The sequence below is a fragment of the Pseudomonas sp. P4795 genome (assembly GCF_048822895.1).
GTDB lineage: Bacteria > Pseudomonadota > Gammaproteobacteria > Pseudomonadales > Pseudomonadaceae > Aquipseudomonas.
In genome coordinates, this window is sequence record NZ_JBMFBT010000002.1 from 854,051 (window position 1) to 875,667 (window position 21,617).

General features: G+C 59.8%; 18 protein-coding genes. 12 read left to right on the top strand and 6 right to left on the bottom strand.

What is annotated here, in order from left to right; all coding sequences use genetic code 11:
- Nucleotides 1-103: 103 nt before the first annotated feature.
- Nucleotides 104-1,285: an NO-inducible flavohemoprotein gene (gene hmpA, locus ACOI8A_RS08350; protein WP_420650870.1), complete on the bottom strand. Its 1,182-nt coding sequence runs from the start codon at nucleotides 1,283-1,285 to the stop codon at nucleotides 104-106.
- Nucleotides 1,286-1,448: 163 nt separating this feature from the next.
- Here hmpA and norR point away from each other — a divergent pair, with 163 nt between their 5' ends.
- The 5 genes from norR to ACOI8A_RS08375 all read left to right on the top strand — a co-directional run bounded on the left by norR (nucleotide 1,449) and on the right by ACOI8A_RS08375 (nucleotide 6,029).
- Nucleotides 1,449-3,005 (top strand): nitric oxide reductase transcriptional regulator NorR, encoded by a 1,557-nt coding sequence (gene norR, locus ACOI8A_RS08355; RefSeq protein ID WP_420650869.1) that lies wholly within the window; start codon nucleotides 1,449-1,451, stop codon nucleotides 3,003-3,005.
- A gap of 319 nt (nucleotides 3,006-3,324) precedes the next feature.
- Complete coding sequence (locus tag ACOI8A_RS08360) at nucleotides 3,325-4,227, top strand: chemotaxis protein CheV (protein WP_420650868.1); 903 nt, start codon at nucleotides 3,325-3,327, stop codon at nucleotides 4,225-4,227.
- 27 nt (nucleotides 4,228-4,254) lie between these two features.
- Complete coding sequence (locus ACOI8A_RS08365; RefSeq protein ID WP_420650867.1) at nucleotides 4,255-4,713, top strand: GNAT family N-acetyltransferase; 459 nt, start codon at nucleotides 4,255-4,257, stop codon at nucleotides 4,711-4,713.
- 155 nt (nucleotides 4,714-4,868) lie between these two features.
- The gene (locus ACOI8A_RS08370) at nucleotides 4,869-5,192 is read left to right on the top strand and encodes a hypothetical protein (RefSeq protein WP_420650866.1); all 324 of its coding nucleotides are present in this window, start codon (nucleotides 4,869-4,871) and stop codon (nucleotides 5,190-5,192) included.
- A gap of 87 nt (nucleotides 5,193-5,279) precedes the next feature.
- Nucleotides 5,280-6,029, top strand: a complete 750-nt coding sequence (locus tag ACOI8A_RS08375; RefSeq protein WP_420650865.1) for a YkgJ family cysteine cluster protein — start codon at nucleotides 5,280-5,282, stop codon at nucleotides 6,027-6,029.
- A gap of 4 nt (nucleotides 6,030-6,033) precedes the next feature.
- Here ACOI8A_RS08375 and ACOI8A_RS08380 read toward each other — a convergent pair whose 3' ends face one another.
- The gene (locus ACOI8A_RS08380) at nucleotides 6,034-6,261 is read right to left on the bottom strand and encodes a hypothetical protein (protein WP_420650864.1); all 228 of its coding nucleotides are present in this window, start codon (nucleotides 6,259-6,261) and stop codon (nucleotides 6,034-6,036) included.
- A 743-nt stretch (nucleotides 6,262-7,004) separates the two neighbouring features.
- Between ACOI8A_RS08380 and ACOI8A_RS08385 the strand changes: the two genes are divergently transcribed.
- The 7 genes from ACOI8A_RS08385 to ACOI8A_RS08415 all read left to right on the top strand — a co-directional run bounded on the left by ACOI8A_RS08385 (nucleotide 7,005) and on the right by ACOI8A_RS08415 (nucleotide 17,012).
- On the top strand, nucleotides 7,005-8,165 hold the full coding sequence (locus ACOI8A_RS08385; protein WP_420650863.1) for an efflux RND transporter periplasmic adaptor subunit: 1,161 nt from the start codon (nucleotides 7,005-7,007) through the stop codon (nucleotides 8,163-8,165).
- Nucleotides 8,162-11,263 carry a multidrug efflux RND transporter permease subunit gene (locus ACOI8A_RS08390; protein ID WP_420650862.1) on the top strand — a complete coding sequence of 1,034 codons (3,102 nt, stop codon included), beginning with the start codon at nucleotides 8,162-8,164 and terminating at the stop codon, nucleotides 11,261-11,263. Before ACOI8A_RS08385 ends, ACOI8A_RS08390 begins: the two co-directional genes overlap by 4 nt.
- A 9-nt stretch (nucleotides 11,264-11,272) precedes the next feature.
- The gene (locus ACOI8A_RS08395; RefSeq protein ID WP_420650861.1) at nucleotides 11,273-11,950 is read left to right on the top strand and encodes a heavy metal response regulator transcription factor; all 678 of its coding nucleotides are present in this window, start codon (nucleotides 11,273-11,275) and stop codon (nucleotides 11,948-11,950) included.
- A complete protein-coding gene (locus ACOI8A_RS08400; protein WP_420650860.1) occupies nucleotides 11,940-13,304 on the top strand; it encodes a heavy metal sensor histidine kinase in 1,365 nt (454 codons plus the stop codon). The genes ACOI8A_RS08395 and ACOI8A_RS08400 overlap by 11 nt, the downstream gene beginning before the upstream one ends.
- A 299-nt stretch (nucleotides 13,305-13,603) precedes the next feature.
- Complete coding sequence (locus ACOI8A_RS08405) at nucleotides 13,604-13,828, top strand: hypothetical protein (protein WP_420650859.1); 225 nt, start codon at nucleotides 13,604-13,606, stop codon at nucleotides 13,826-13,828.
- Between the two features lie 194 nt (nucleotides 13,829-14,022).
- Nucleotides 14,023-15,339 (top strand): OprD family porin, encoded by a 1,317-nt coding sequence (locus tag ACOI8A_RS08410; protein WP_420650858.1) that lies wholly within the window; start codon nucleotides 14,023-14,025, stop codon nucleotides 15,337-15,339.
- 170 nt (nucleotides 15,340-15,509) lie between these two features.
- A complete protein-coding gene (locus ACOI8A_RS08415; protein ID WP_420650857.1) occupies nucleotides 15,510-17,012 on the top strand; it encodes a sensor domain-containing diguanylate cyclase in 1,503 nt (500 codons plus the stop codon).
- A gap of 160 nt (nucleotides 17,013-17,172) precedes the next feature.
- Here ACOI8A_RS08415 and lpxC read toward each other — a convergent pair whose 3' ends face one another.
- The 4 genes from lpxC to ACOI8A_RS08435 form a co-directional block, all read right to left on the bottom strand.
- Entirely contained in the window at nucleotides 17,173-18,084 is a 912-nt protein-coding gene (gene lpxC / locus ACOI8A_RS08420; protein WP_019693551.1) for a UDP-3-O-acyl-N-acetylglucosamine deacetylase, read from the bottom strand.
- Nucleotides 18,085-18,196: 112 nt separating this feature from the next.
- Nucleotides 18,197-19,393, bottom strand: a complete 1,197-nt coding sequence (gene ftsZ, locus ACOI8A_RS08425) for a cell division protein FtsZ (RefSeq protein ID WP_201146599.1) — start codon at nucleotides 19,391-19,393, stop codon at nucleotides 18,197-18,199.
- Between the two features lie 75 nt (nucleotides 19,394-19,468).
- Nucleotides 19,469-20,731 carry a cell division protein FtsA gene (ftsA, locus tag ACOI8A_RS08430; RefSeq protein ID WP_420650856.1) on the bottom strand — a complete coding sequence of 421 codons (1,263 nt, stop codon included), beginning with the start codon at nucleotides 20,729-20,731 and terminating at the stop codon, nucleotides 19,469-19,471.
- A 15-nt stretch (nucleotides 20,732-20,746) separates the two neighbouring features.
- A complete protein-coding gene (locus ACOI8A_RS08435; RefSeq protein WP_420650855.1) occupies nucleotides 20,747-21,613 on the bottom strand; it encodes a cell division protein FtsQ/DivIB in 867 nt (288 codons plus the stop codon).
- Nucleotides 21,614-21,617 lie beyond the last annotated feature (4 nt).

Consider the following 21,617-nt stretch of genomic DNA (forward strand, 5'->3'; position numbering starts at 1 on the left):
AAGCGGTTAAGAAACCATTAAGTTGTAGGGATTTTTGCCAAATCAGAACCGAGTTGCCCCCATCGCTAGCAGGCTAGCGATGGGGGCAACTCGGTCTCGAAGGTTATTCCAAAGCAGAAGCCGGGCCGAAGAACTCGTAACGGCTCTGTTTTTCCGGCACTCCCAGCGCTTTCAGGTGACGCTTGATCGCGCCCATGAAGCCTTTCGGCCCAAGGAAGTAGGCATCCACGTCACGCTGTTCCGGCAGCCACTCAGCCAGTTGTTCCTGACTCAACATGCCGACCTTGTCCGCCGCCGGGCTCACGCCATCATCTTCAGCGTAGCAATAGAAGCGCTTGAGTTGCGGATGCCGCTCGGCCAGACCATCGACCCAGTCGCGGAAGGCGTGCACGCTGCCGTTACGCGCGCAGTGGATGAAATGCACCGGACGTTCGGTTTGCAGCGCTGCTTCGAGCATCGCCAGGGTCGGCGTGATACCGACGCCGCCACTGATCAGCACCAGCGGCTTGTCGCTGGCAGTCAAAGTGAACTCGCCCGATGGCGGAAACAGTTGAATAGTCGCGCCGACGTGCAGTTGATCGTGCAAGTGATTCGACGCACGACCGTTCGGTTCGCGTTTGACGCTGATGCGGTACTGCCCCTTATCAGCCAGTGCCGACAGCGAATAGTTGCGGCGGATTTCTTCGCCGTCGAGGGTGAGTTTCATGCCGATGTACTGACCTGGCTCGGCGGCGAGGATCGGGCCTTTGTCAGCCGGTTCGAAGTAGAAGGAAATGATCTCCGCGCTCTCTTCAACCTTGTCCGCCACGATGAACTCACGCGCGCCGCGCCAGCCGCCGACTGCGTGTTCCTTCTGGTCGTAGATGGCGGTTTCGGCACCGATCAGAATGTCCGCCAGTTGCCCGTACGCCGCGCCCCAGGCGCTCATCACTTCCGGGGTGGCGATCTCGTCACCGAGCACTTCGGAGATGGCACGCAACAGGCAGGTGCCGACGATCGGGTAGTGTTCCGGAAGGATCTGCAGGGCCACGTGTTTGTTGATGATCTTCGCCACCAGATCGCCCAACTGGTCGAGCTGATCGATGTGCCGGGCGTACATCAACACACCGTTGGCCAAGGCCCGTGGCTGGTCGCCGCTGGCTTGGTGCGCCTGGTTGAACAGCGGACGGACTTCCGGGTATTCCGAGAGCATCATGCGATAGAAGTGAGTGATCAACGCTTCACCGCCGCTTTCCAGCAGGGGCACGGTGGATTTGACGATGGCACGATCCTGAGCGCTAAGCATAAGGGTGGCTCCTGAGCTATCTTGAAAGTTACCGTATGTATTCCAGTTTTCGTGCCAACTAATTTATTCATTAAAATCAATTGGTTGAAAATAAAGTAGTCATATCGACACAGATCTTCGTATAGTCGTTCTGACTACATCTTGTCTCTTTGACTACAAAACCATGTCCGCCAAATCATTGCTTACCGCCCTGCTCCCCCTGGTCTCGGACCTGTCCCGCGAATTGCCGGAGGGTGAGCGCTATCGACGTCTGCTCGAAGCCATGCGCGCCTTGTTGCCGTGCGACGCCGCCGCGCTGTTGCGCCTCGACGGCGAATCGCTGGTGCCACTGGCGGTGGACGGCTTGAGCACTGACACCCTCGGCCGGCGCTTCAAGGTCAGCGAGCATCCGCGCTTCGAAGTGCTGCTGGCCGGCATTGGGCCGACGCGCTTCGCCGCCGACAGCGACTTGCCTGATCCGTATGACGGACTGGTCGATGGTCTCGACGATCATCTCGAAGTCCACGATTGCCTCGGCTGCCCATTGTTCGTCGATGAAAAGCTCTGGGGCCTGATCACCCTCGATGCGCTCGACCCGGAGCGCTTTGAGCCGATCGAACTCGACGCCTTGCAAGCCTTCGCCAGCCTTGCCTCGGCGACGGTCAACGCCGCCGAACGCATTCAACGGCTGGCCACCCGCGCCGAAGACGAACATCAGCGCGCCGAGGTCTACCGTCAGGCCAGTGGCCAGCAGAACCGCGAAATGATCGGCCAGAGCAAGACGCACAAAAAACTCGTGGAAGAAATCAATCTGGTCGGCGGCAGTGACCTGACCGTGCTGATCACCGGTGAAACCGGAGTCGGCAAAGAATTGGTGGCGCAAGCGATTCACGCCGCCTCCAAGCGCGCCGATAAACCGATCATCAGCCTCAATTGCGCCGCGCTGCCGGATACTTTGGTCGAGAGCGAGCTGTTCGGCCACGTGCGCGGCGCCTTCACCGGCGCCACCAGCGACCGACGCGGCAAGTTCGAACTGGCCAATGGCGGCACGCTGTTTCTCGATGAAGTCGGCGAGTTGTCCCTGACGGTGCAGGCCAAGCTGTTGCGCGTGTTGCAGAGCGGGCAATTGCAGCGTTTGGGTTCGGACAAGGAGCACCAAGTCGACGTGCGCCTGATCGCCGCGACTAACCGCGATCTGGCCGAAGAAGTGCGCAGCGGGCGTTACCGCGCTGACTTCTATCATCGTTTAAGCGTGTATCCGCTGCGGGTGCCGGCATTGCGTGATCGCGGGCGTGACGTGTTGTTGCTCAGCGGTTTTTTCCTCGAACAGAACCGCTCGCGCATGGGCCTGAACAGTCTGCGACTGAACAGCGATGCCCAGGAAGCACTGCTGACCTACACCTGGCCGGGCAATGTGCGCGAGCTGGAACACTTGATCGGGCGCAGTGCTTTAAAAGCGCTGGGTAACTGCAAGGTGCGGCCGAAGATTCTCAGCTTGAGCGCGGCGGATCTGGATCTGCCGCGTGAGGTTGTGGATAACTTGCCGCAGGCAGCGAGTTCGATTGCCGAGGGGCCATTGATTGGCGGGGATTTGCGCGCCGCGACTGAGGAGTATCAACGACGCTTGATCGCGGCGGCGCTGGAGCGTAATCAGGATAACTGGGCGAGCGCGGCGCGGGAGCTGGGGCTGGATCGGGCGAATCTGGGGCGGATGGCCAAGCGGCTTGGGATGAAAAGCTAAAAGCCAAAGAGCCCCTCACCCTAACCCTCTCCCCGAGGGAGAGGGGACTGATCGGGGGATTCTGGAGATCTACATCGACCTGAACCTACCTGGCCGAATCCGTAATCGACTCGGTTCTTCAGGTCGATGCATGACGCAAGACATCACGGTCGGCCCCCTCTCCCTCTGGGAGAGGGCTGGGGTGAGGGCAAGCGATGCATCTGACAGCATGCCACCCGACAACTAACCTAAAGCCCAACCCTTTAACGCCGATAACCCGGCATCAATAGTTTCTGGCGATTCCCACCCTCGCCCATCACCTTTTCCACAGAAGGTTTTTATGTCCTCCACCAAAGCCCGCGCAGATTCACTTTCGCTTCTGCTGTTTACCTTGCGCAGCGGCAAGCTGATGGCGATCAACCTGCTTAAAGTCAGTGAAATCATTCCCTGCCCGCCGCTGACCAAACTGCCGGAGTCGCACCCGCACGTCAAAGGCATCGCCACCCTGCGCGGCGCGGCGCTCTCGGTCATCGACCTGAGCCGGGCCATCGGCGAGCGGCCGCTGGAAGATCCGAACGGTGGCTGCCTGATCGTCACCGATGTCAGCCGATCGAAGCAGGGTCTGCACGTGCAGGCCGTGAGCAAGATCGTGCATTGCCTGACCACCGACATCAAACCGCCGCCGTTCGGTTCGGGTGGTTCACGCGCTTATATCACTGGCGTGACCTCGGTCGACGGTACGCTGGTACAAGTGCTGGACATCGAAAAAGTCATCCACAGCATCGCGCCGGCGCAGATCGAAATGGCCCCGACCGACTTGAGCATGGAAGACGCCGATGTGCTCGGCAACGCGCGGATTCTCGTAGTCGACGACAGCCAGGTGGCGCTGCAGCAATCGGTGCACACCCTGCGTAATCTGGGCCTGCAATGCCACACCGCGCGCAGTGCCAAGGAAGCCATCGATTGCCTGCTCGACCTGCAAGGCACCGCGCAGCAGATCAACCTGATCGTCTCCGACATCGAAATGTCCGAAATGGACGGCTACGCCTTCACCCGCACCCTGCGCGAAACCCCGGATTTCGCTCACCTCTACGTGTTGTTGCACACCTCGCTGGACAGCGCGATGAACGGTGAAAAAGCGCGACTGGCCGGCGCCAATGGCGTGTTGACCAAGTTCTCCTCGCCGGAACTGACTCACTGCCTGATCGAAGCGGCCAAATACGTCGCAGCCCAGGGTCACTGAGTTGTGGCCGAGACATTCTGCTTTTTGATGCGGCGCGACCTTGTTAAGGACGTGCCGGCCATCGACTGGCCTGAAGAGTTTGAACTCAGCACCTACCGCGCCGAACTGGCGTCAGCCGTGCACAGCCTGATGGAGCTTGGCTACCGCGAAGGCGGCGGTCGGGTGCCGGCGCTGGATGTGTGGCAGCAGCGCTTTGAACGCGATCCTGAATATGATCCGACGTTATGTTTCATCGCTCGCAATGCCGAGGGAATTGTCGGTGTGGCGCAGTGCTGGACCAGTTCGTATATCAAGAATCTGGTGGTGCATCCCCGGGCTCAGGGTCGCGGCCTGGGCAGATTATTGCTGCTGCATGCGTTCAAGACATTTCAGCAACGGCGCGAGGGCTTCGTCGATCTGAAGGTACTGGAAGACAACCGACGGGCGCAGAGCCTGTATGAAAGCGCCGGGATGTACGTAGTCCGCCGGGAATTGGTACCGGACTGAAAGATCAAAAGATCGCAGCCTTCGGCAGCTCCTACAGATAGATCGCATTCCAACTGTAGGAGCTGCCGAAGGCTGCGATCTTGGCGATAGCCCTTGCAACAAAACCGATGCGGCATACTCCAACCCCAGGCCACTCAAGTCCAAGGATGCCCACCATGAAAACAATTGCCCTCAGCCTGTTCTGCCTCACCGCCCTCGCCCCACTGGCCCACGCCTCAAGCCCCGACGCCTGGGCCGCCTACGACAAAGCCGTGCTCGCCAGTTGCACCAAGGCCAGCGGCCTGAAAATACCAAAACCGGTCGGCAACGCTGCGCAATTCGATGACCGCGTCGGCTACACCGCCCTGTTGCTGCAAGGCCAATACCCGCAAAAACACATGAAGGGCCAGCAAGGTAGCGAGCTGTGTCTGTACAACAAAAAAAGCAAAACCGCATACGTCACCGAGTGGGACTCGATCCGGCCCACCGCCAAACCTTGAGCGAATGGCGCACAACTTGCTTCAAACCGCGTCTGTACGGCGACTTAATGTCGCCGATTCACACATCGGTTGAAGATTGATCGCTCAATGAATACGACGTTTTCCTGCGTAGGCTGCGGCAAATGCTGCACCGATCACCACGTTCCCCTGACCCTGGCCGAAGCGCGCATGTGGGCCATCGACGGCGGCCAGGTGATCGTGCTGGTAGAAGCCTTCCTCAGCAACGGCCTCGGCCTGCCCGCAGCGCAGCGCGAACACGCCGAACGCCGTTCACAGGTCGTACGCAGCGGCGCTTCAGACGCGCATGTCGCAATCACCTTCGCCGCCTACAACGTTGGCCCCTGCCGGAATCTTGACGAAGACAAGCTGTGCCGAATCTACGAACGTCGGCCGCTGGTGTGTCGCATTTATCCTGCGGAAATCAATCCGCACATTCCGCTCAACCCTGCTGCCAAGGATTGCCCGCCGGAATCCTGGGAACAGGGGCCGGACTTGATTGTTGGCGGTGAGCTGGTGGATCAGGAGCTTGTGCGATTGATCGAGCGTTCGCGTCAGGCGGATCGCGATGACATTCAGATCAAGGACTTGATCTGCCAGGCGCTGGGGATTCGGACTACGGCGCTCAAGGGCGATGGGTTTACTGCGTATCTGCCGGATATGGCGGCGTTCGCTTCGGCGATTGATCAAGCGCTCGCACAGCCATCCGCTGCTGCGAACAGCGAATGGCAATTCCATGTGTCCGGCGATGACATTGCCGAGCAACTTGTGGAGGCGGGCGCAAACGTCGTGACCGAACCTGCGCAGACCTACGCCTTCATCTCGCTACGAGCGGGATGATCAATCAGCGCTTGCCCATCGAACGACGGGTGCCCGATGGCGCCACACCCGGAATCTTGGCGTGACGGTCACCGTCCTTGCCCTTGAAAGGCTCCTGCTTGGCGGCTTTGGCTGCCGCTAACTCGCCCGGTTTGAACGGGAACTTGAAAGCCGGGATTACCGGTTTGGTTGCGCTGGTTTCGCTCAGCTCGGCCGGGACATCGCTCACGGCGTCGTCGATTGGGGAAGTCATGAAAGCTCCGGGAAGCAAAAAGTCGGGCCCGGTAGGTGAGCCGCGAAAGCGCGCAGTATACCTGCGCGCGCGAAATTTAGAGTCCCAAAAAGGGAACGACCGGTCCCTTTTTGGGACTGGGCGACTAGTGGAACAATCCATCATTCGCTGAAACATTCCGAGTGACCGGGCGGGCCTTATCGCTAGCAGGCTAGCTCACACAGTTTGGACTTGGGTGCATTCAGTTTGAGATTGGTCGGCTGTCAGGCCGCCATCGCTGGCAAGCCAGCTCCCACAGAAAAGCAAGCAGCCCCCCGCCCGCCCTGCTCTTCACCACTCAACACAATGAGCGTTAGCTCGAGTGCAGCTCTTGATCTCAAGCGCCCATCGGCAGGCTGAGTGGAGGGGTTCATTCGGGGTAGGCGCGTAGCGCCGTTCGACGCAGTCGAACACATCGAGAGGAGGTGCAGCGCAGCAAACCGGAGGCGATGCCCCCGGATGAACCCCGGAGCGAAGGAACCCCGAGCCTAAGCGAGCGGGCCGAACGTCAGGGTAAAGCCTTTTGGGTTACCTTTTCGGCGTTTGGAAAAGGTGACCCGCCGTCAGGGCGGAACCATAACCCGCAACAACCGCAGCAACGGATATGCCCCCAGAACCAAAAGCCCAAACTGACAGCCAGGACAGCCAGCCGTCACCCTCCCGACCCCCAAACAAGTTTATAAAGAACCATCCCGCCCAAACTCCGTCCCTTGGCGCCCCACAGCATGCAAATCCAAAAAACCAAAGCCCTGCTCGCCACCCTGTTGATCGCCATCGCAGCCGGGGCCCTATGGCTAACCCTGAAACCCGCCCCAACCAAACTGGCAGCGCCCACCGCCATCCCGGTGCGAGTCATCAGCGTCAGCGCAAAAGACGTCCCCCGCTACACCAGCGGCATCGGCTCGGTCCTGTCCCTGCACAGCGTCGTGGTACGCCCGCAAGTCGACGGCATCCTCACCAAAATTCTGGTCAAAGAAGGCCAGCTTGTAACCAAAGGCGACCTGCTGGCGACCATCGACGACCGCTCGATCCGCGCCAGCCTCGACCAGACCCGCGCGCAACTCGGCGAAAGCCAGGCGCAACTGCAAGTCGCTCAGGTCAATCTTAAACGCTACAAACTGCTCAGCGTCGACGACGGTATATCCAAACAGACCTACGACCAGCAACAAGCCCTGGTCAACCAACTCAAAGCCACCGCCCAAGGCAATCAAGCGTCGATTGACGCCGCACAGGTTCAACTTTCCTACACGCAGATCCGCTCCCCGGTCAGCGGCCGGGTCGGGATTCGTACCGTCGACGAGGGCAATTTCCTGCGCATGACCGACACCCAAGGCCTGTTCAGCGTGACCCAGATTGATCCGATCGCCGTCGAGTTCTCGCTGCCGCAGCAAATGCTGCCAACCCTGCAAGGCCTGATCGGCGATCCACAGCGCGCGCAGGTCAAGGCTTACATCGGTGCTGACACCGATGGCGAAACCGGCAACCTGCTCGGCGAAGGTCATCTGACCCTGATCGACAACCAGATCAACGCCAATACCGGCACCATCCGCGCCAAGGCCGAATTCAACAATCCGAGCCAGAAACTCTGGCCCGGCCTGCTGGTGACGGTAAAAATTCAGACAGCGCTGGATAAAGATGCGCTGGTAGTGCCGCCCACCGTCGTACAACGTGGCCTCGATCAACACTTCGTGTACCGGGTCAACGGTGACAAGGTCGAAGCGGTGCAAGTGCAGATGGTTTACCAGGGCAGCGGTCAGGACATCATCACAGGCGTGAAACCCGGCGACGTATTGGTCAGCGACGGCCAGTCACGGCTCAAGCCCGGTTCGACCGTGCAAGTCATGACCGAGCCGCCGCAAGTGGTGCAAGCGGAGCCGAAACCATGAAGCAGCACAAAGGGATCTCGACCTGGTGCATCGACCACCCGGTGGCGACCATTTTGCTGACCTTCGCGCTGGTGCTGGTCGGCATCATTGCCTTCCCGCGTTTGCCGATTGCCCCGCTGCCGGAAGCGGAATTTCCTACGATCCAGGTCTCGGCACAATTGCCCGGCGCCAGCCCGGACACCATGGCCTCGTCGGTCGCAACGCCGCTTGAGGTGCAATTCAGCGCCATTCCCGGCATGAGCCAAATGACCTCCAGCAGTGCCTTGGGCTCAACCCTGCTGACGCTGCAGTTCTCTCTCGACAAGAGCATCGACACCGCCGCCCAGGAAGTGCAGGCCGCGATCAACACCGCCGCCGGCAAACTGCCGAAAGACATGCCGACCCTGCCCACATGGAAGAAGGTCAACCCGGCCGACAGCCCGGTGCTGATCCTCAGCATCAGCTCAACGTTGATGCCTGGCACTGAACTCAGCGATCTGGTGGAAACCCTGCTCGCCCGTCAGATCAGTCAGATCGACGGCGTAGGCCAAATCAACATCACCGGTCAGCAACGTCCGGCGATCCGCGTGCAGGCCTCGGCGGACAAACTGGCCGCCATCGGCCTGACCCTCGCTGACATTCGCGTGGCAATCCAGCAGACCAGCCTCAACCTCGCCAAAGGTGCGTTGTACGGCGAGTCGAGCATTTCCACGCTGTCGACCAACGACCAGTTGTTCCACCCCGAGGAATACAGCCAGCTCATCGTTTCCTACAAGGATGGCGCCCCGGTTCACCTCAAGGATGTCGCGAAAGTCGTCAACGGTTCGGAAGATGCCTACGTGCAAGCGTGGGCCGGCGATCAGCCGGGGGTGAATCTGGTGATCTCGCGTCAGCCGGGCGCCAACATCGTCGAAACCGTCGACCGGATTCAAGCCGCGCTGCCCGGTCTGGAAGCCATGTTGCCGGCCTCGGTACAGGTCAAAGTGCTGATCGACCGGACCCAGACCATCCGCGCCTCATTACATGAAGTGGAAATCACCCTGCTGATTGCGGTGCTGCTGGTGGTCGCGGTGATGGCGCTGTTCCTGCGTCAGTTGTCGGCGACGCTGATTGTGTCGGCGGTGCTCGGTGTGTCGCTGACCGCGAGTTTCGCGTTGATGTACCTGCTGGGTTTCAGCCTCAACAATCTGACGCTGGTGGCCATCGTGGTTGCGGTGGGGTTTGTGGTCGACGATGCGATCGTGGTGGTGGAAAACATCCACCGTCATCTGGAGGCCGGCGACGACATGCGCGAGGCGGCGATCAAGGGGGCCGGCGAGATTGGCTTCACCGTGGTCTCGATCAGTTTCTCGCTGGTGGCGGCGTTTATTCCGCTGCTGTTCATGGGTGGCGTGGTCGGACGCTTGTTCAAGGAATTCGCCCTGACCGCCACTTCGACGATTCTGATTTCAGTGGTGGTGTCGCTGACCTTGGCGCCTACCCTCGCCGCGCTGTTCATGCGCAAACCGGTGCATCACGCTCGCGCCAAACCGGGTTTCAGTGAACGCCTGCTCGGCTGGTACGAAAGAGGCCTGCGCCGCGCCCTCGCCCATCAGACATTGATGATCGGCGTGTTCGGTTTGTCGGTGGCGCTGGCGATCGGCGGTTATGTGCTTATCCCCAAGGGTTTCTTCCCGGTGCAGGACACGGGTTTTGTACTCGGCACCACCGAAGCCGCTGCGGACATTTCCTACGGCGACATGGTGAAAAAACACTTGGCCATGGCCGAAGTCGTCGCCGCTGATCCGGCGGTGCAAGCGTTCTCGCATTCGGTTGGCGTGTCCGGCAGCAACCAGACCATCGCCAACGGCCGTTTCTGGATAGCCCTGAAAAAACGCGGCGACCGCGATGTATCCGCCAGCCAGTTCATCGACCGGATTCGTCCGCAACTGATGAAAGTCCCAGGCATCGTGCTCTATCTGCGCGCGGGTCAGGACATCAACCTCAGCTCCGGCCCGAGCCGCGCGCAGTATCAATACGTCCTCAAAAGTAACGATGGCCCGACCCTCGCCACCTGGACCCAGCGCCTGACCGAAAAGCTGCGCAGCAACCCGGCGTTCCGCGACATTTCCAACGATCTGCAACTGGGCGGCAGCATCACTCACATCAGCATCGACCGCAGCGCTGCCGCGCGTTTCGGCCTGACCGCGAGTGATGTTGATGAAGCGCTGTACGACGCCTTCGGCCAGCGGCAGATCAATGAATTCCAGACCCAGGTCAACCAGTACAACGTGATTCTCGAGCTGGATACAAAGCAGCGCGGCAAGGCCGAAAGTCTGAATTATTTCTACCTGCGCTCGCCGCTGAGTGGGGAAATGGTGCCGCTGTCGGCGCTGGCCAGGTTCGATGCACCGACCATCGGCCCGTTGTCCATCGCGCATGACGGCATGTTCCCGGCCGCCAACATGTCGTTCAACCTCGCGCCCGGCGTGGCGTTGGGCGATGCGGTGATTTTGCTCAATCAGGCCAAGGCCGAGATCGGCATGCCGACCGCAATCAGCGGTAATTTCCAGGGAGCGGCGCAGGCGTTTCAGAGTTCGTTGAAGAGTCAGCCGTGGCTGATTCTCGCGGCGCTGGTGGCGGTGTACATCATTCTCGGCGTGCTCTATGAGAGCTTCGTGCATCCGCTGACCATCATCTCGACGCTACCGGCAGCAGGACTCGGCGCGGTGATCATGCTGTGGATTTGCGGCCAGGACTTTTCGATCATGGCGTTGATCGGGCTGGTGCTGTTGATCGGCATCGTCAAGAAGAACGGCATCCTGATGATCGACTTCGCCCTCGAAGCTCAGCGCGAGCGCGGCATGTCACCGCAGGATGCCATTTTTGAAGCGTGCCTCACGCGATTCCGACCGATCATCATGACCACCCTCGCCGCCCTGCTCGGCGCTCTGCCGTTGATGTTCGGCTACGGGCCTGGCGCTGAATTGCGCCAGCCGCTGGGCATTGCGGTGGTGGGCGGATTGTTGGTCAGTCAGGCGCTGACGCTGTTCACCACGCCGGTCATATACTTGTGGCTTGAGCGACTTTTCCATAGACCCAAAGCCGCGCCCGTACCGGCGTTGGCGACCACAGATTGAGGCGGGGTCATGCGCGTCCTGATTATCGAAGACGAAGAAAAAACCGCGGACTATCTGCATCGCGGTCTGACGGAACAGGGTTACACCGTGGATCTGGCCCGCGACGGTATCGAGGGCCTGCACCTGGCGCTGGAAAGCGATTACGCGGTGATCGTCCTCGACGTGATGCTGCCGGGCCTGGACGGCTTCGGCGTGTTGCGCGCATTGCGGGCGCGCAAGCAAACGCCGGTGATCATGCTCACCGCCCGCGAGCGTGTCGAAGACCGGATCAAAGGCTTGCGCGACGGCGCCGACGATTACCTCGGCAAGCCGTTTTCCTTCCTCGAACTGGTGGCGCGTCTGCAAGCGCTCACGCGGCGCAGCGGCGGCCATGAACCGGTGCAGGTGAGCATCGCTGACCTGTGGATCGATCTGATCAGCCGCAAGGCAACCCGCGCGGGAACACGACTGGAACTGACCGCTAAAGAGTTTTCACTGCTCAGCGTGCTGGCGCGGCGTCAGGGCGAAATCCTCTCGAAAACCGCTATCGCCGAGATGGTCTGGGACATCAATTTCGACAGCGACGCCAATGTTGTCGAAGTCGCGATCAAGCGCCTGCGGGCCAAGCTCGACGGGCCGTTCGACGAGAAACTGCTGCACACCATCCGTGGTATGGGTTACGTGCTGGAGAGCCGAGGTGTCCAGTAATTCGATTGCCCTGCGCCTGAGCGGCATGTTCACGCTGGTGGCGCTGCTGGTGTTCATGTTGATCGGCGGCGCGTTGTATCAGCAGGTCGATAAAGGTTTGGGGCTGTTGCCGGAAGCCGAGCTCGACGCGCGTTACAGCGTGCTCGAATCCACGGTCGGGCGCTTCGGTACACCCGAGCATTGGGTGAAGATCAACAACAAACTCAAGCTGCTGGGCGAGGAAGACAAACGTATCCGCTTCTGGATCGTCAGCGGCGATGCGCAGTACGAATATGGTGACCTCACGCCGCAGATTCGCGCCTTCGCCAACGGCCCGCTGGGCCGGCGCGATCTGCAATTGCCCGGTCAGCCCTACCCGCTGAAAGTGCTGGTCAGTCAGTTCCCGGCCAAGGATCAGCGCCCGCCGCTGCGCTTCATGATCGGCATCGAAACCGATACTTTTCACCAGACTCAGCACCAGTTGTTGATCGCGTTGATCAGTCTGGCGGTGATCGGTGTGTTGCTGGCGTCGGCGCTGGGCTATTGGGTAGCGCGGATCGGATTGAAACCGCTGATCAAACTCTCGCAGGAAGCGCAGCGTCTGGCGCCACCGCTGCGTGCGGGGCGTTTGCGTTTGTCGCCGCTGCCGCCGGAGCTGGAACAGTTTGTTGATTCGTTCAACTCGACACTGGAACGCGTTGAACAAGCTTATTCGCGGCTTGAATCGTTCAACGCCGACGTCGCCCACGAACTGCGCTCGCCGCTGACCAATCTGATCGGCCAGACCCAGGTCGCCCTAACTCGCGGCCGCTCCGCCGAACACTACTTCGAAGTGCTGCAATCCAATCTCGAAGAACTCGAACGCTTGCGCTCGATCATCAACGACATGCTGTTTCTGGCCAGTGCCGATCAGGGCAGCAAAGCCACCAAACTGACCTCGACCTCGCTGGCCGATGAAGTGGCAACGACCCTCGAATATCTGGATTTCATTCTTGAAGACGCACAGGTGCAGGTGCAGGTCAGCGGTGATGCGCAGGTGCAGATCGAGATCGCGCATTTGCGTCGGGCGTTGATTAATTTGTTGAGCAACGCGGTGCAACATACGGCGCCGGGACAGGTGATCGAGGTGCAGATCACGGTCGAGGAGCATCAGGTGAGCATTGGCGTGACCAATCCCGGGTTGCCGATTGCCAGTGAGCATTTGCCGCGGTTGTTCGAGCGGTTTTATCGGGTGGATGCTTCGCGCAGCAATAGTGGCAATAACCATGGGTTGGGGTTGGCGATCGTCAAGGCGATTGCGCTGATGCATGGCGGGGATGTGTTTGTGCGCAGTGATCGGGGGATGAATACGTTCGGGATTTATTTGCCGGTTTGATCGCGCATGGCTTTCGATCCAATGCCCTCACCCTAGCCCTCTCCCAGAGGTAGAGGGGACTGACCGCGCCGCACTTTCGACATTCATCGACCTGAACTATCGAGTCGAACTCAGGCTTGAAAAGCATGAAGATCGGCTCCCTTTCCCCCTCGCCCCCTTGGGGGAGAGGGCTGGGGTGAGGGGGTGATCTTTGCTTTTGCTGTAACAGTCATTTATGAAAATCACGCTGTTTCCGGGCGCTCCACAACCTTATCTTTGCCCGCACCAAACAGCACTTGCCAAGCAAGAAGGTTTTCCAGATGTCCAACAGTATGGGTATTGCCAGCGCTTTCGTTTTGTCCTCATTGTTCCTGTCGCCAATGGCGATGGCTGAAGAGTCCCACGCCTTCGTCGCGCAGAACTCCGCCCGCGCCCGAGCGTATGACCAGCATCAGGCAGAAATGATGGCCAAGGCCAAAGACGCTACGCAAGCCCCGCAGGCTGCCACTTCCGAGGCTCCATCGGCTTCCGGCGCAGACAGCTGAGTCGCACTCCGCACCGTTTCCCTCGACGCGGTTGTTTGGCTCTTCCCGTTCAATCGTCGTCATTCCAGGCCGCTGATGTTCAGCGGCCTTTTTTCGTTGTGGTCTGAAAGCGTTCAGGTTCGTCTCTTACAATTGGAAACATCCCGCTGTTGAAAATAATGATGTGTAAGTTGACCCAAGGAGCTTTACCGCACGTGCGTTACCCAGTCCGCTTTACCCCGTTGTTCATTGCAATCGCCGCAACGATGGCGCCCTCCGTTCACGCCGAGGAGCCACAGAAAGAAGGCTTCGTCGAAGGTTCGAGCCTCAACCTCAACGCCCGCAACTACTACATGAACCGCAACCGCTTGCAGCAAGCGGATGACAATATCGAGTGGGGCCAGGGCTTTCTCGGGATTTTCCAGTCCGGTTATACCCAAGGCACAGTCGGTTTCGGCGTCGATGCTCACGCCATGCTCGGGTTGAAACTTGATGGCGGTGGCGGCACCGACGGTTCGAGCATCCTGCCGATCAGCGATGGCAACGGCAAAGCGCCGCATTCGTTCTCGACCGCTGGCGGCACCTTGAAAATTCGTGCGTTCGATACCGAGTTGAAGGCCGGCGACCTGTTCCTCACCAACCCGGTGATTGCCGGCGGTGACTCGCGCATGCTGCCGCAGACTTTTCGCGGCGTGAGCCTGACCAACCACAGCTTCGACGGCTGGCTGATCGAAGGCGGCCAGGCCAGTTTCAACAAGCCGTATAACCAGAGCGGCCACAAGCGTATCGGCACTTCCTACGGCACGTTGGCCGACGGCGACGAGAGTCAGCACCTGAACTGGGCCGGTGTGGCCTGGAGCGGTGTCGAAGGGCTGACCAGCAGCCTGTATGCCTCGGAGCTGAAGGACATCTGGAACCAGTACTACTACGACCTGGATTACACCTGGGCGTTGAACGACCTGGTCAGCCTCAACCCGGGTCTGCACTTCTATCACACGCAAGACACTGGCGATGCGCTGCTGGGCAACATCGACAACAACACCTACAGCCTGCATTTCACCGTCGGCGTGGGCAATCACAGCGTCACTGCCGCGTATCAACGGGTCAACGGCAACACGCCGTTCGACTACATCAGCCAGGGAGACAGCGTTTACCTCGACAACTCTCAGCAATATTCGGACTTCAACGGCCCCAATGAGCGGTCGTGGAAGCTCAAGTACGCCTATGACTTCGCCGGTGTCGGCGTGCCGGGGCTGACCTCGGGTGTGTCCTACTCGCGCGGCACGCTCGACCTGACCAAGGCTGACCCGGACAGCAAGGGCTACTCCAACTGGTACAGCGCCGAAGGCCGCAACGCCAAGCACTGGGAGCGCGACATAGATCTCAAGTACGTGGTGCAAAGCGGTCAGGCCAAAGACCTGGCGGTGCGTTTGCAATGGGCCACCAACCGTGGCGGCAACGGTTATGGCGTGATTGATTCAGATACAGATGAATACCGCGTGGTCATCGACTACCCGATCAACGTCTTCTAAGATCGGCACCAAACCGCAAGTATCAGCTTCACATTCAACCTGTGGCGAGGGGATTTATCCCCGATGGGCTGCGAAGCAGACCCGCTTTTGGGGCCGCTGCGCGACCCAACGGGGATAAATCCCCTCGCCACAACTACGCTTACAACAATCCTTTACTGATACCCCCGACCATGATCGCCAGCCGCACCCCTTCCGTTTCGGGCCAGACCGGACGTCCCGAGCTGCTGTTGATTTCCGGCAGCCTGCTGACGGTGATCGCGATTGTGTGCATCGTCACTTTTCTGCTGATCCGTGAGCATGCCAATGCTCAGGAATCGGCCACCCGTAGCGCCACCACCATCGCGCAACTGATCGACGCCGATGTGCTGCGCACCGTCGAGCTCTACGACCTGACCCTGCAAGGCCTGATCGCCGCCGCCCAGCGCGATGATTTGCAAAGCGTGTCGCCGCAGATCCGCCACCTGGCGCTGTTCGACCGCTCGACCACTGCGCGCTTCAAGGGCGACATCCTGCTGCTCGACAAGCATGGCGAGGTGTTGGCCGACTCTTCGCGGATCGAGCCCAAACCTGCCAACTTCGCCGACCGCGAGTACTTTCTTGCGCATGCCTTCAACCGCGATGTCGGCATGTTCATCAGCCGCCCGTTCAAGACCCGTTGCGACTGCGACGAGGCGAACCAGTGGCGGATCAGCTTCAGCCGGCGCATCTCCTCAGACACCGGCGAATTCATGGGCGTGGCCGTGGCGTCGATGAAGCTCGATTACTTCGACCAACTGTTCAACAGCCTCGACATCGGCAGCGACAGCACGCTGAACATTATCAACAACGACGGCGTACTGCTGGCGCAAAAGCCCTATCTGCAAAGCGACTCGATCGGCAAAAGCTTCGCCACCCGGCCCAACGTGGTGAGGATCCTGCGCGAGGGCAACGGCAGTTTCAGCAGCGTGTCGAGCATCGATCATCAGAAGCGCCTCTACACCTATTCACGGGTCGGCAATCTGCCCTTGACGGTGATTGTTGCCGTCTCCAGTAATGAGGTGTTCGCGGCCTGGCGGCGCACCGCAATTGTGATCAGCGGCGCTACCGGCGTGCTGTGTATCGGGCTGCTGTGGCTGACCTGGTTGCTCGCCCGCGAACTGCGCCTGCGGCAACGTGCCGAACACGAACTCGCCCAACTGGCCGCGACCGACGCACTCACCGGCGTGGCCAACCGCCGGATGCTCGATCAATCCCTGCGCCATGAATGGTTCCGCGCCCAGCGTTCGGGCAAAGCGTTGTCGGTGATGATGATCGATGCCGATCACTTCAAGGCGTTCAACGATCAGCACGGGCATCAGGCCGGGGATCAGGCGTTGCGCGAATTGGCCAAGGTGATCAGCGCCAACGTGCGGCGCCCGGCGGATCTGGTGGCGCGGTATGGCGGGGAAGAGTTCTCGGTGATTCTGGCCGAAACCGACAGTGCCGGGGCGCAACTGATTGCCGAGAAGATTCGAACGGCGGTCGAACAGTTGCCCCGTGTGAATGGCGCAGATAGGCCGATGACCGTAAGTATCGGCATCAGCACCTGGACGGCAGCGAGCGAGATGAGTCTGGAGCAGTTGTTGTTTACGGCGGACAAGGCGCTGTATCAAGCCAAGGAAGCTGGGCGTAATCGGGTTGTCGTGGCGTCTTGAAAGTCAAAAGATCGCAGCCTTCGGCAGCTCCTACAGAGGAACGCATTTTCAATGTAGGAGCTGCCGAAGGCTCGGGCCGCGATCGGACGATCTTTTGACTCTAAGGGATAAAAAAAGGCCACCCGAGGGTGGCCTTCAAAAAACTAGAGAGGTTTTTTACTTACACGGCCGCAACAGGGCGCATGTAAGAGATTGGTGCAGCACTGGCGTCTTCAAACGTCACGACTTCCCAGGCATCTTTCTGCTCAATCAACTTGCGCAGTAGCTGGTTGTTCAGTGCGTGGCCGGACTTGAAGCCCTTGAACTCACCAATAAGGCTATTGCCCAGCAGGTACAGATCGCCAATTGCATCGAGGATCTTGTGCTTCACGAATTCGTCTTCATAGCGAAGGCCGTCTTCGTTCAGTACGCCATCGGCATCAACCACGATCGCGTTTTCAACGCTGCCGCCGAGTGCGAGGTTGTGCTTGCGCAGGTACTCGATATCACTCATGAAACCGAAAGTACGTGCGCGGCTGACTTCTTTTACGAACGAAGTGCTGGAAAAATCCACGCTTGCACTTTGGGTGCGGTCCCGGAAAACCGGGTGATCGAAATCGATCTCGAAGCTCACCTTGAACCCTTCGAAAGGCACGAAAGTGGCGCGCTTGTCGCCATCTTCCACTGTCACTTCACGCAGGATGCGGATGAATTTCTTGGCGGCGTCCTGTTCTTCCAGGCCTGCCGATTGAATCAGGAATACGAAAGGTCCAGCGCTGCCATCCATGATCGGGACTTCGGACGCGGAGAGCTCGACGTAGGCGTTATCGATGCCCAGGCCAGCCATGGCCGAGAGCAAGTGCTCTACCGTGTCCACTTTGACATCGCCGTTAACCAGCGTGGTCGACATAGTGGTTTCACCGACGTTTTCCGCGCGGGCAGGAATCTGCACCACAGGGTCGAGGTCAGCGCGACAAAACACAATGCCAGTGTCGACAGGCGCAGGCTTGAGGGTCAGGTAGACCTTCTCCCCCGAGTGCAGGCCTACACCTGTGGCACGGATAATATTTTTCAGTGTGCGTTGTTTAATCATGGCTTGGGCCGCTTCAGCGCAAATTGCGAACTGGTATCAACAAAGGCTGGCGATGATAGCAGACCATGCCTTTGCTGAACACCAATCACCTTCATAGCCCTGATACATTCCATCAATCGGCCTGACGACGCAGGAAAGCCGGGATGTCCAGGTAGTCCAGGTCATCTTGCGGATTCATCTTCGCGGCAGTCGCAGCACCGGCCTGAGCCTGGTTGCGCATGACGGTCGGACGGTCCAGATCACGGTAGTTCACCGCTGGCGCTTCCTGACGGGCGGCGGCCGGTTGCTGCACCTGAGACGCAGCCATCGACGTGTGAACGGTGTTGTCGATGACCTTTACAGGCTTCTCGATTTTCGCGCCCAGACCGGTGGCAACTACAGTTACGTGCAGTTCGTCGCGCATGTCCGGATCGATAACGGTACCGACCTTGACCATGGCGTGCTCGGAAGCGAAGGCTTCGATGATGCTACCCACGTCGGAGTACTCACCCAGGGACAGGTCAGGACCGGCGGTGATGTTCACTAGGATGCCGCGTGCGCCTTGCAGGTTCACGTCTTCCAGCAGCGGGTTGCGGATTGCTGCTTCGGTAGCTTCGCGTGCACGGTTCGGACCGCTGGCGCAGCCAGTGCCCATCATCGCCATGCCCATTTCGCTCATCACGGTACGTACGTCGGCAAAGTCGACGTTGATCATGCCCGGACGTTTGATGATGTCGGAGATACCGCGAACGGCACCGGCCAGTACATCGTCAGCCTTGGCGAAAGCCGACAGCAGGCTGGCGTCTTTACCGAGGATGGTCAGCAGCTTCTCGTTAGGAATGGTGATCAACGAGTCGACGCTTTCCGAGAGCATGCGGATGCCTTCATCGGCGATCTGCATACGCTTGCGGCCTTCGAACGGGAACGGACGAGTCACCACCGCAACGGTGAGAATGCCCATTTCCTTGGCCACTTCGGCGATGATCGGCGCAGCACCGGTACCGGTACCGCCGCCCATGCCAGTGGTGATGAACACCATGTTGGTGCCCTGCAGGACTTCGGCAATGCGCTCACGGTCTTCGAGAGCGGCCTGACGACCTACTTCAGGGTTGGCGCCGGCGCCCAGGCCTTTGGTCACGCCGGTGCCCAGTTGCAGAATGGTACGCGCGCCGATGTTTTTCAGCGCTTGAGCATCGGTGTTGGCGCAGATGAATTCAACGCCTTCGATGTTGCTCTTGACCATGTGGTTGACAGCGTTGCCGCCGCCACCGCCGACACCGATAACTTTGATTACCGGGCTTGCGGGGATGTTGTCTACGAGTTCGAACATTTTCCCTCTCCTTACATTCTCTAGTTTTTTTCGCCTACTGCGTTTGTTGCGGTGTAGCGGTGTCGCGGTAAATCTTTAGAAATTGCCTTGTACCCAGCTCTTGATGCGATCGAGCAGAGCGGCTTTCGGTTCTTCATTGCTGTTGCCGTAGTCGCGGCTGCCGATGCCCGAGAACGAAATCCCGTCGGACTGCTTCTGCAGGCCGTACATCAACAGGCCAACGCCGGTCGAATAGATCGGGTTGCGCACTACGTCATCCAGACCTTTCACGCCATGCGGCACACCGAGGCGCACCGGCATGTGGAAGATTTCTTCGGCCAGTTCAACGGCGCCTTCCATCTTCGACGTGCCACCGGTGAGGACGATGCCGGCCGGAATCAGGTCTTCGTAACCGCTGCGACGCAGTTCAGCCTGAATCAGGGTGAACAGTTCGTCGTAGCGCGGCTCGACCACTTCGGCCAGGGCCTGACGCGACAGTTCGCGCGGTGGACGGTCGCCAACGCTTGGCACCTTGATGGTTTCGCCGGCACCGGCCAGTTTGGCCAGGGCGCAGGCGTAGCGAATCTTGATTTCTTCGGCGTACTGGGTCGGGGTGCGCAACGCCATGGCGATGTCGTTGGTCACCTGATCACCGGCAATCGGGATCACTGCCGTGTGGCGGATTGCGCCTTCGGTGAAGATCGCGATGTCGGTGGTGCCGCCGCCGATGTCGACCAGGCACACGCCCAGTTCTTTCTCGTCGTCGGTCAGTACCGAATACGCGGAAGCAAGCTGCTCAAGAATGATGTCGTCGATTTCCAGACCGCAGCGACGCACGCATTTTTCAATGTTCTGTGCGGCGTTGACGGCGCAGGTGACCACGTGAACCTTGGCTTCCAGGCGTACGCCGGACATGCCCAGTGGCTCGCGAACGCCTTCCTGGTTATCGATCACGTAATCCTGCGGCAGGGTGTGCAAGACACGCTGGTCAGCCGGAATCGCCACGGCTTGAGCGGCGTCGAGTACGCGCTCAAGGTCAGCCGAGCTGACTTCACGATCACGAATCGCCACGATGCCGTGGGAGTTCAGGCTGCGGATGTGATTGCCGGCCACGCCGACGAACGCCGAGTGAATCCGGCAACCGGCCATCAGCTGCGCTTCTTCGATAGCGCGCTGAATCGATTGCACGGTGGACTCGATGTTCACCACCACGCCTTTCTTCAGGCCGCGGGACGGATGCGTACCGATCCCGACGATTTCCAGCGTGCCGTCGTCCGCGACCTCGCCGACCAGCGCCACCACTTTGGAGGTGCCGATATCGAGACCGACGATCATTTTGCCGCTTTGCACGTTTGCCATGGGTCCTGCCTCTTCTTAATTCTTTGCGACAGCGGGTTGGGCTGTCGTCGGCGCTACTGGTTCCCGCCAGCCAACGGCGAGGCCGTTGGCGTAGCGCAGATCGATGCGCGCAATGTTCGTAATCTGTTCTTTGAGCGTCTTGTCATAGATGGCAATGAAGCGGCGCATCTTCTCGACCAAAGCGCCGCGTCCCAGCAGCAGCTCGATGCCCGGACCGGCACTGCCGGCGCCGGTGGTCAGGAACCAGCTGCCACGTTCACGCAGCTCGAGGCGCGCAATCGAGAAGCCCAATGGCCGGAGCATCTGGCTCAGCACCTGGTATTGCTGCATCACTTGCTGCTGGGCACGCTGCGGGCCGAACAGTTGTGGCAGGTGTTCGTAGTTCGCCAGTTCCTTGGGCGTAAACGCCTGGCCCTGGTTGTTCAGCAAAGACTCGTCGCCCCAACGGGCCACCGGCAGTTGTTCTTCGAGGCGGATCACCACTTGATCCGGCCACACGCGACGGACTTCGGCGTGGGCAATCCATGGCATCTGCTCAAGCTCGGCGCGCATGCTCGCCAGGTCGATGGTGAAGAAGCTCGACGTCACGAACGGGGCGATTCGCTGCTGCACCGCTTGCTGGCTGATGTAGCTCAGGTCGCCCTGCACCGCGATCTTGGTGATCGGCCGATCGGCGTACGGCAACAGCCGCTGTGCGCCTTCGTATGTGCCGAAGCCCAAAGCCACCAGCAGCACCGGCCAGAACAGCCCTTTCAGAAAGCTGAAATTGGTTTTCGGCAGGCGCGCGGACATCGGCTCTTTGGCCACCATTCGGCTGGCACCCCGCGGCACCGGCTTGCGGCCGGGAGCGGGTGGCTGATGTCTGAGCTGTGCGCCTTGCATGGTC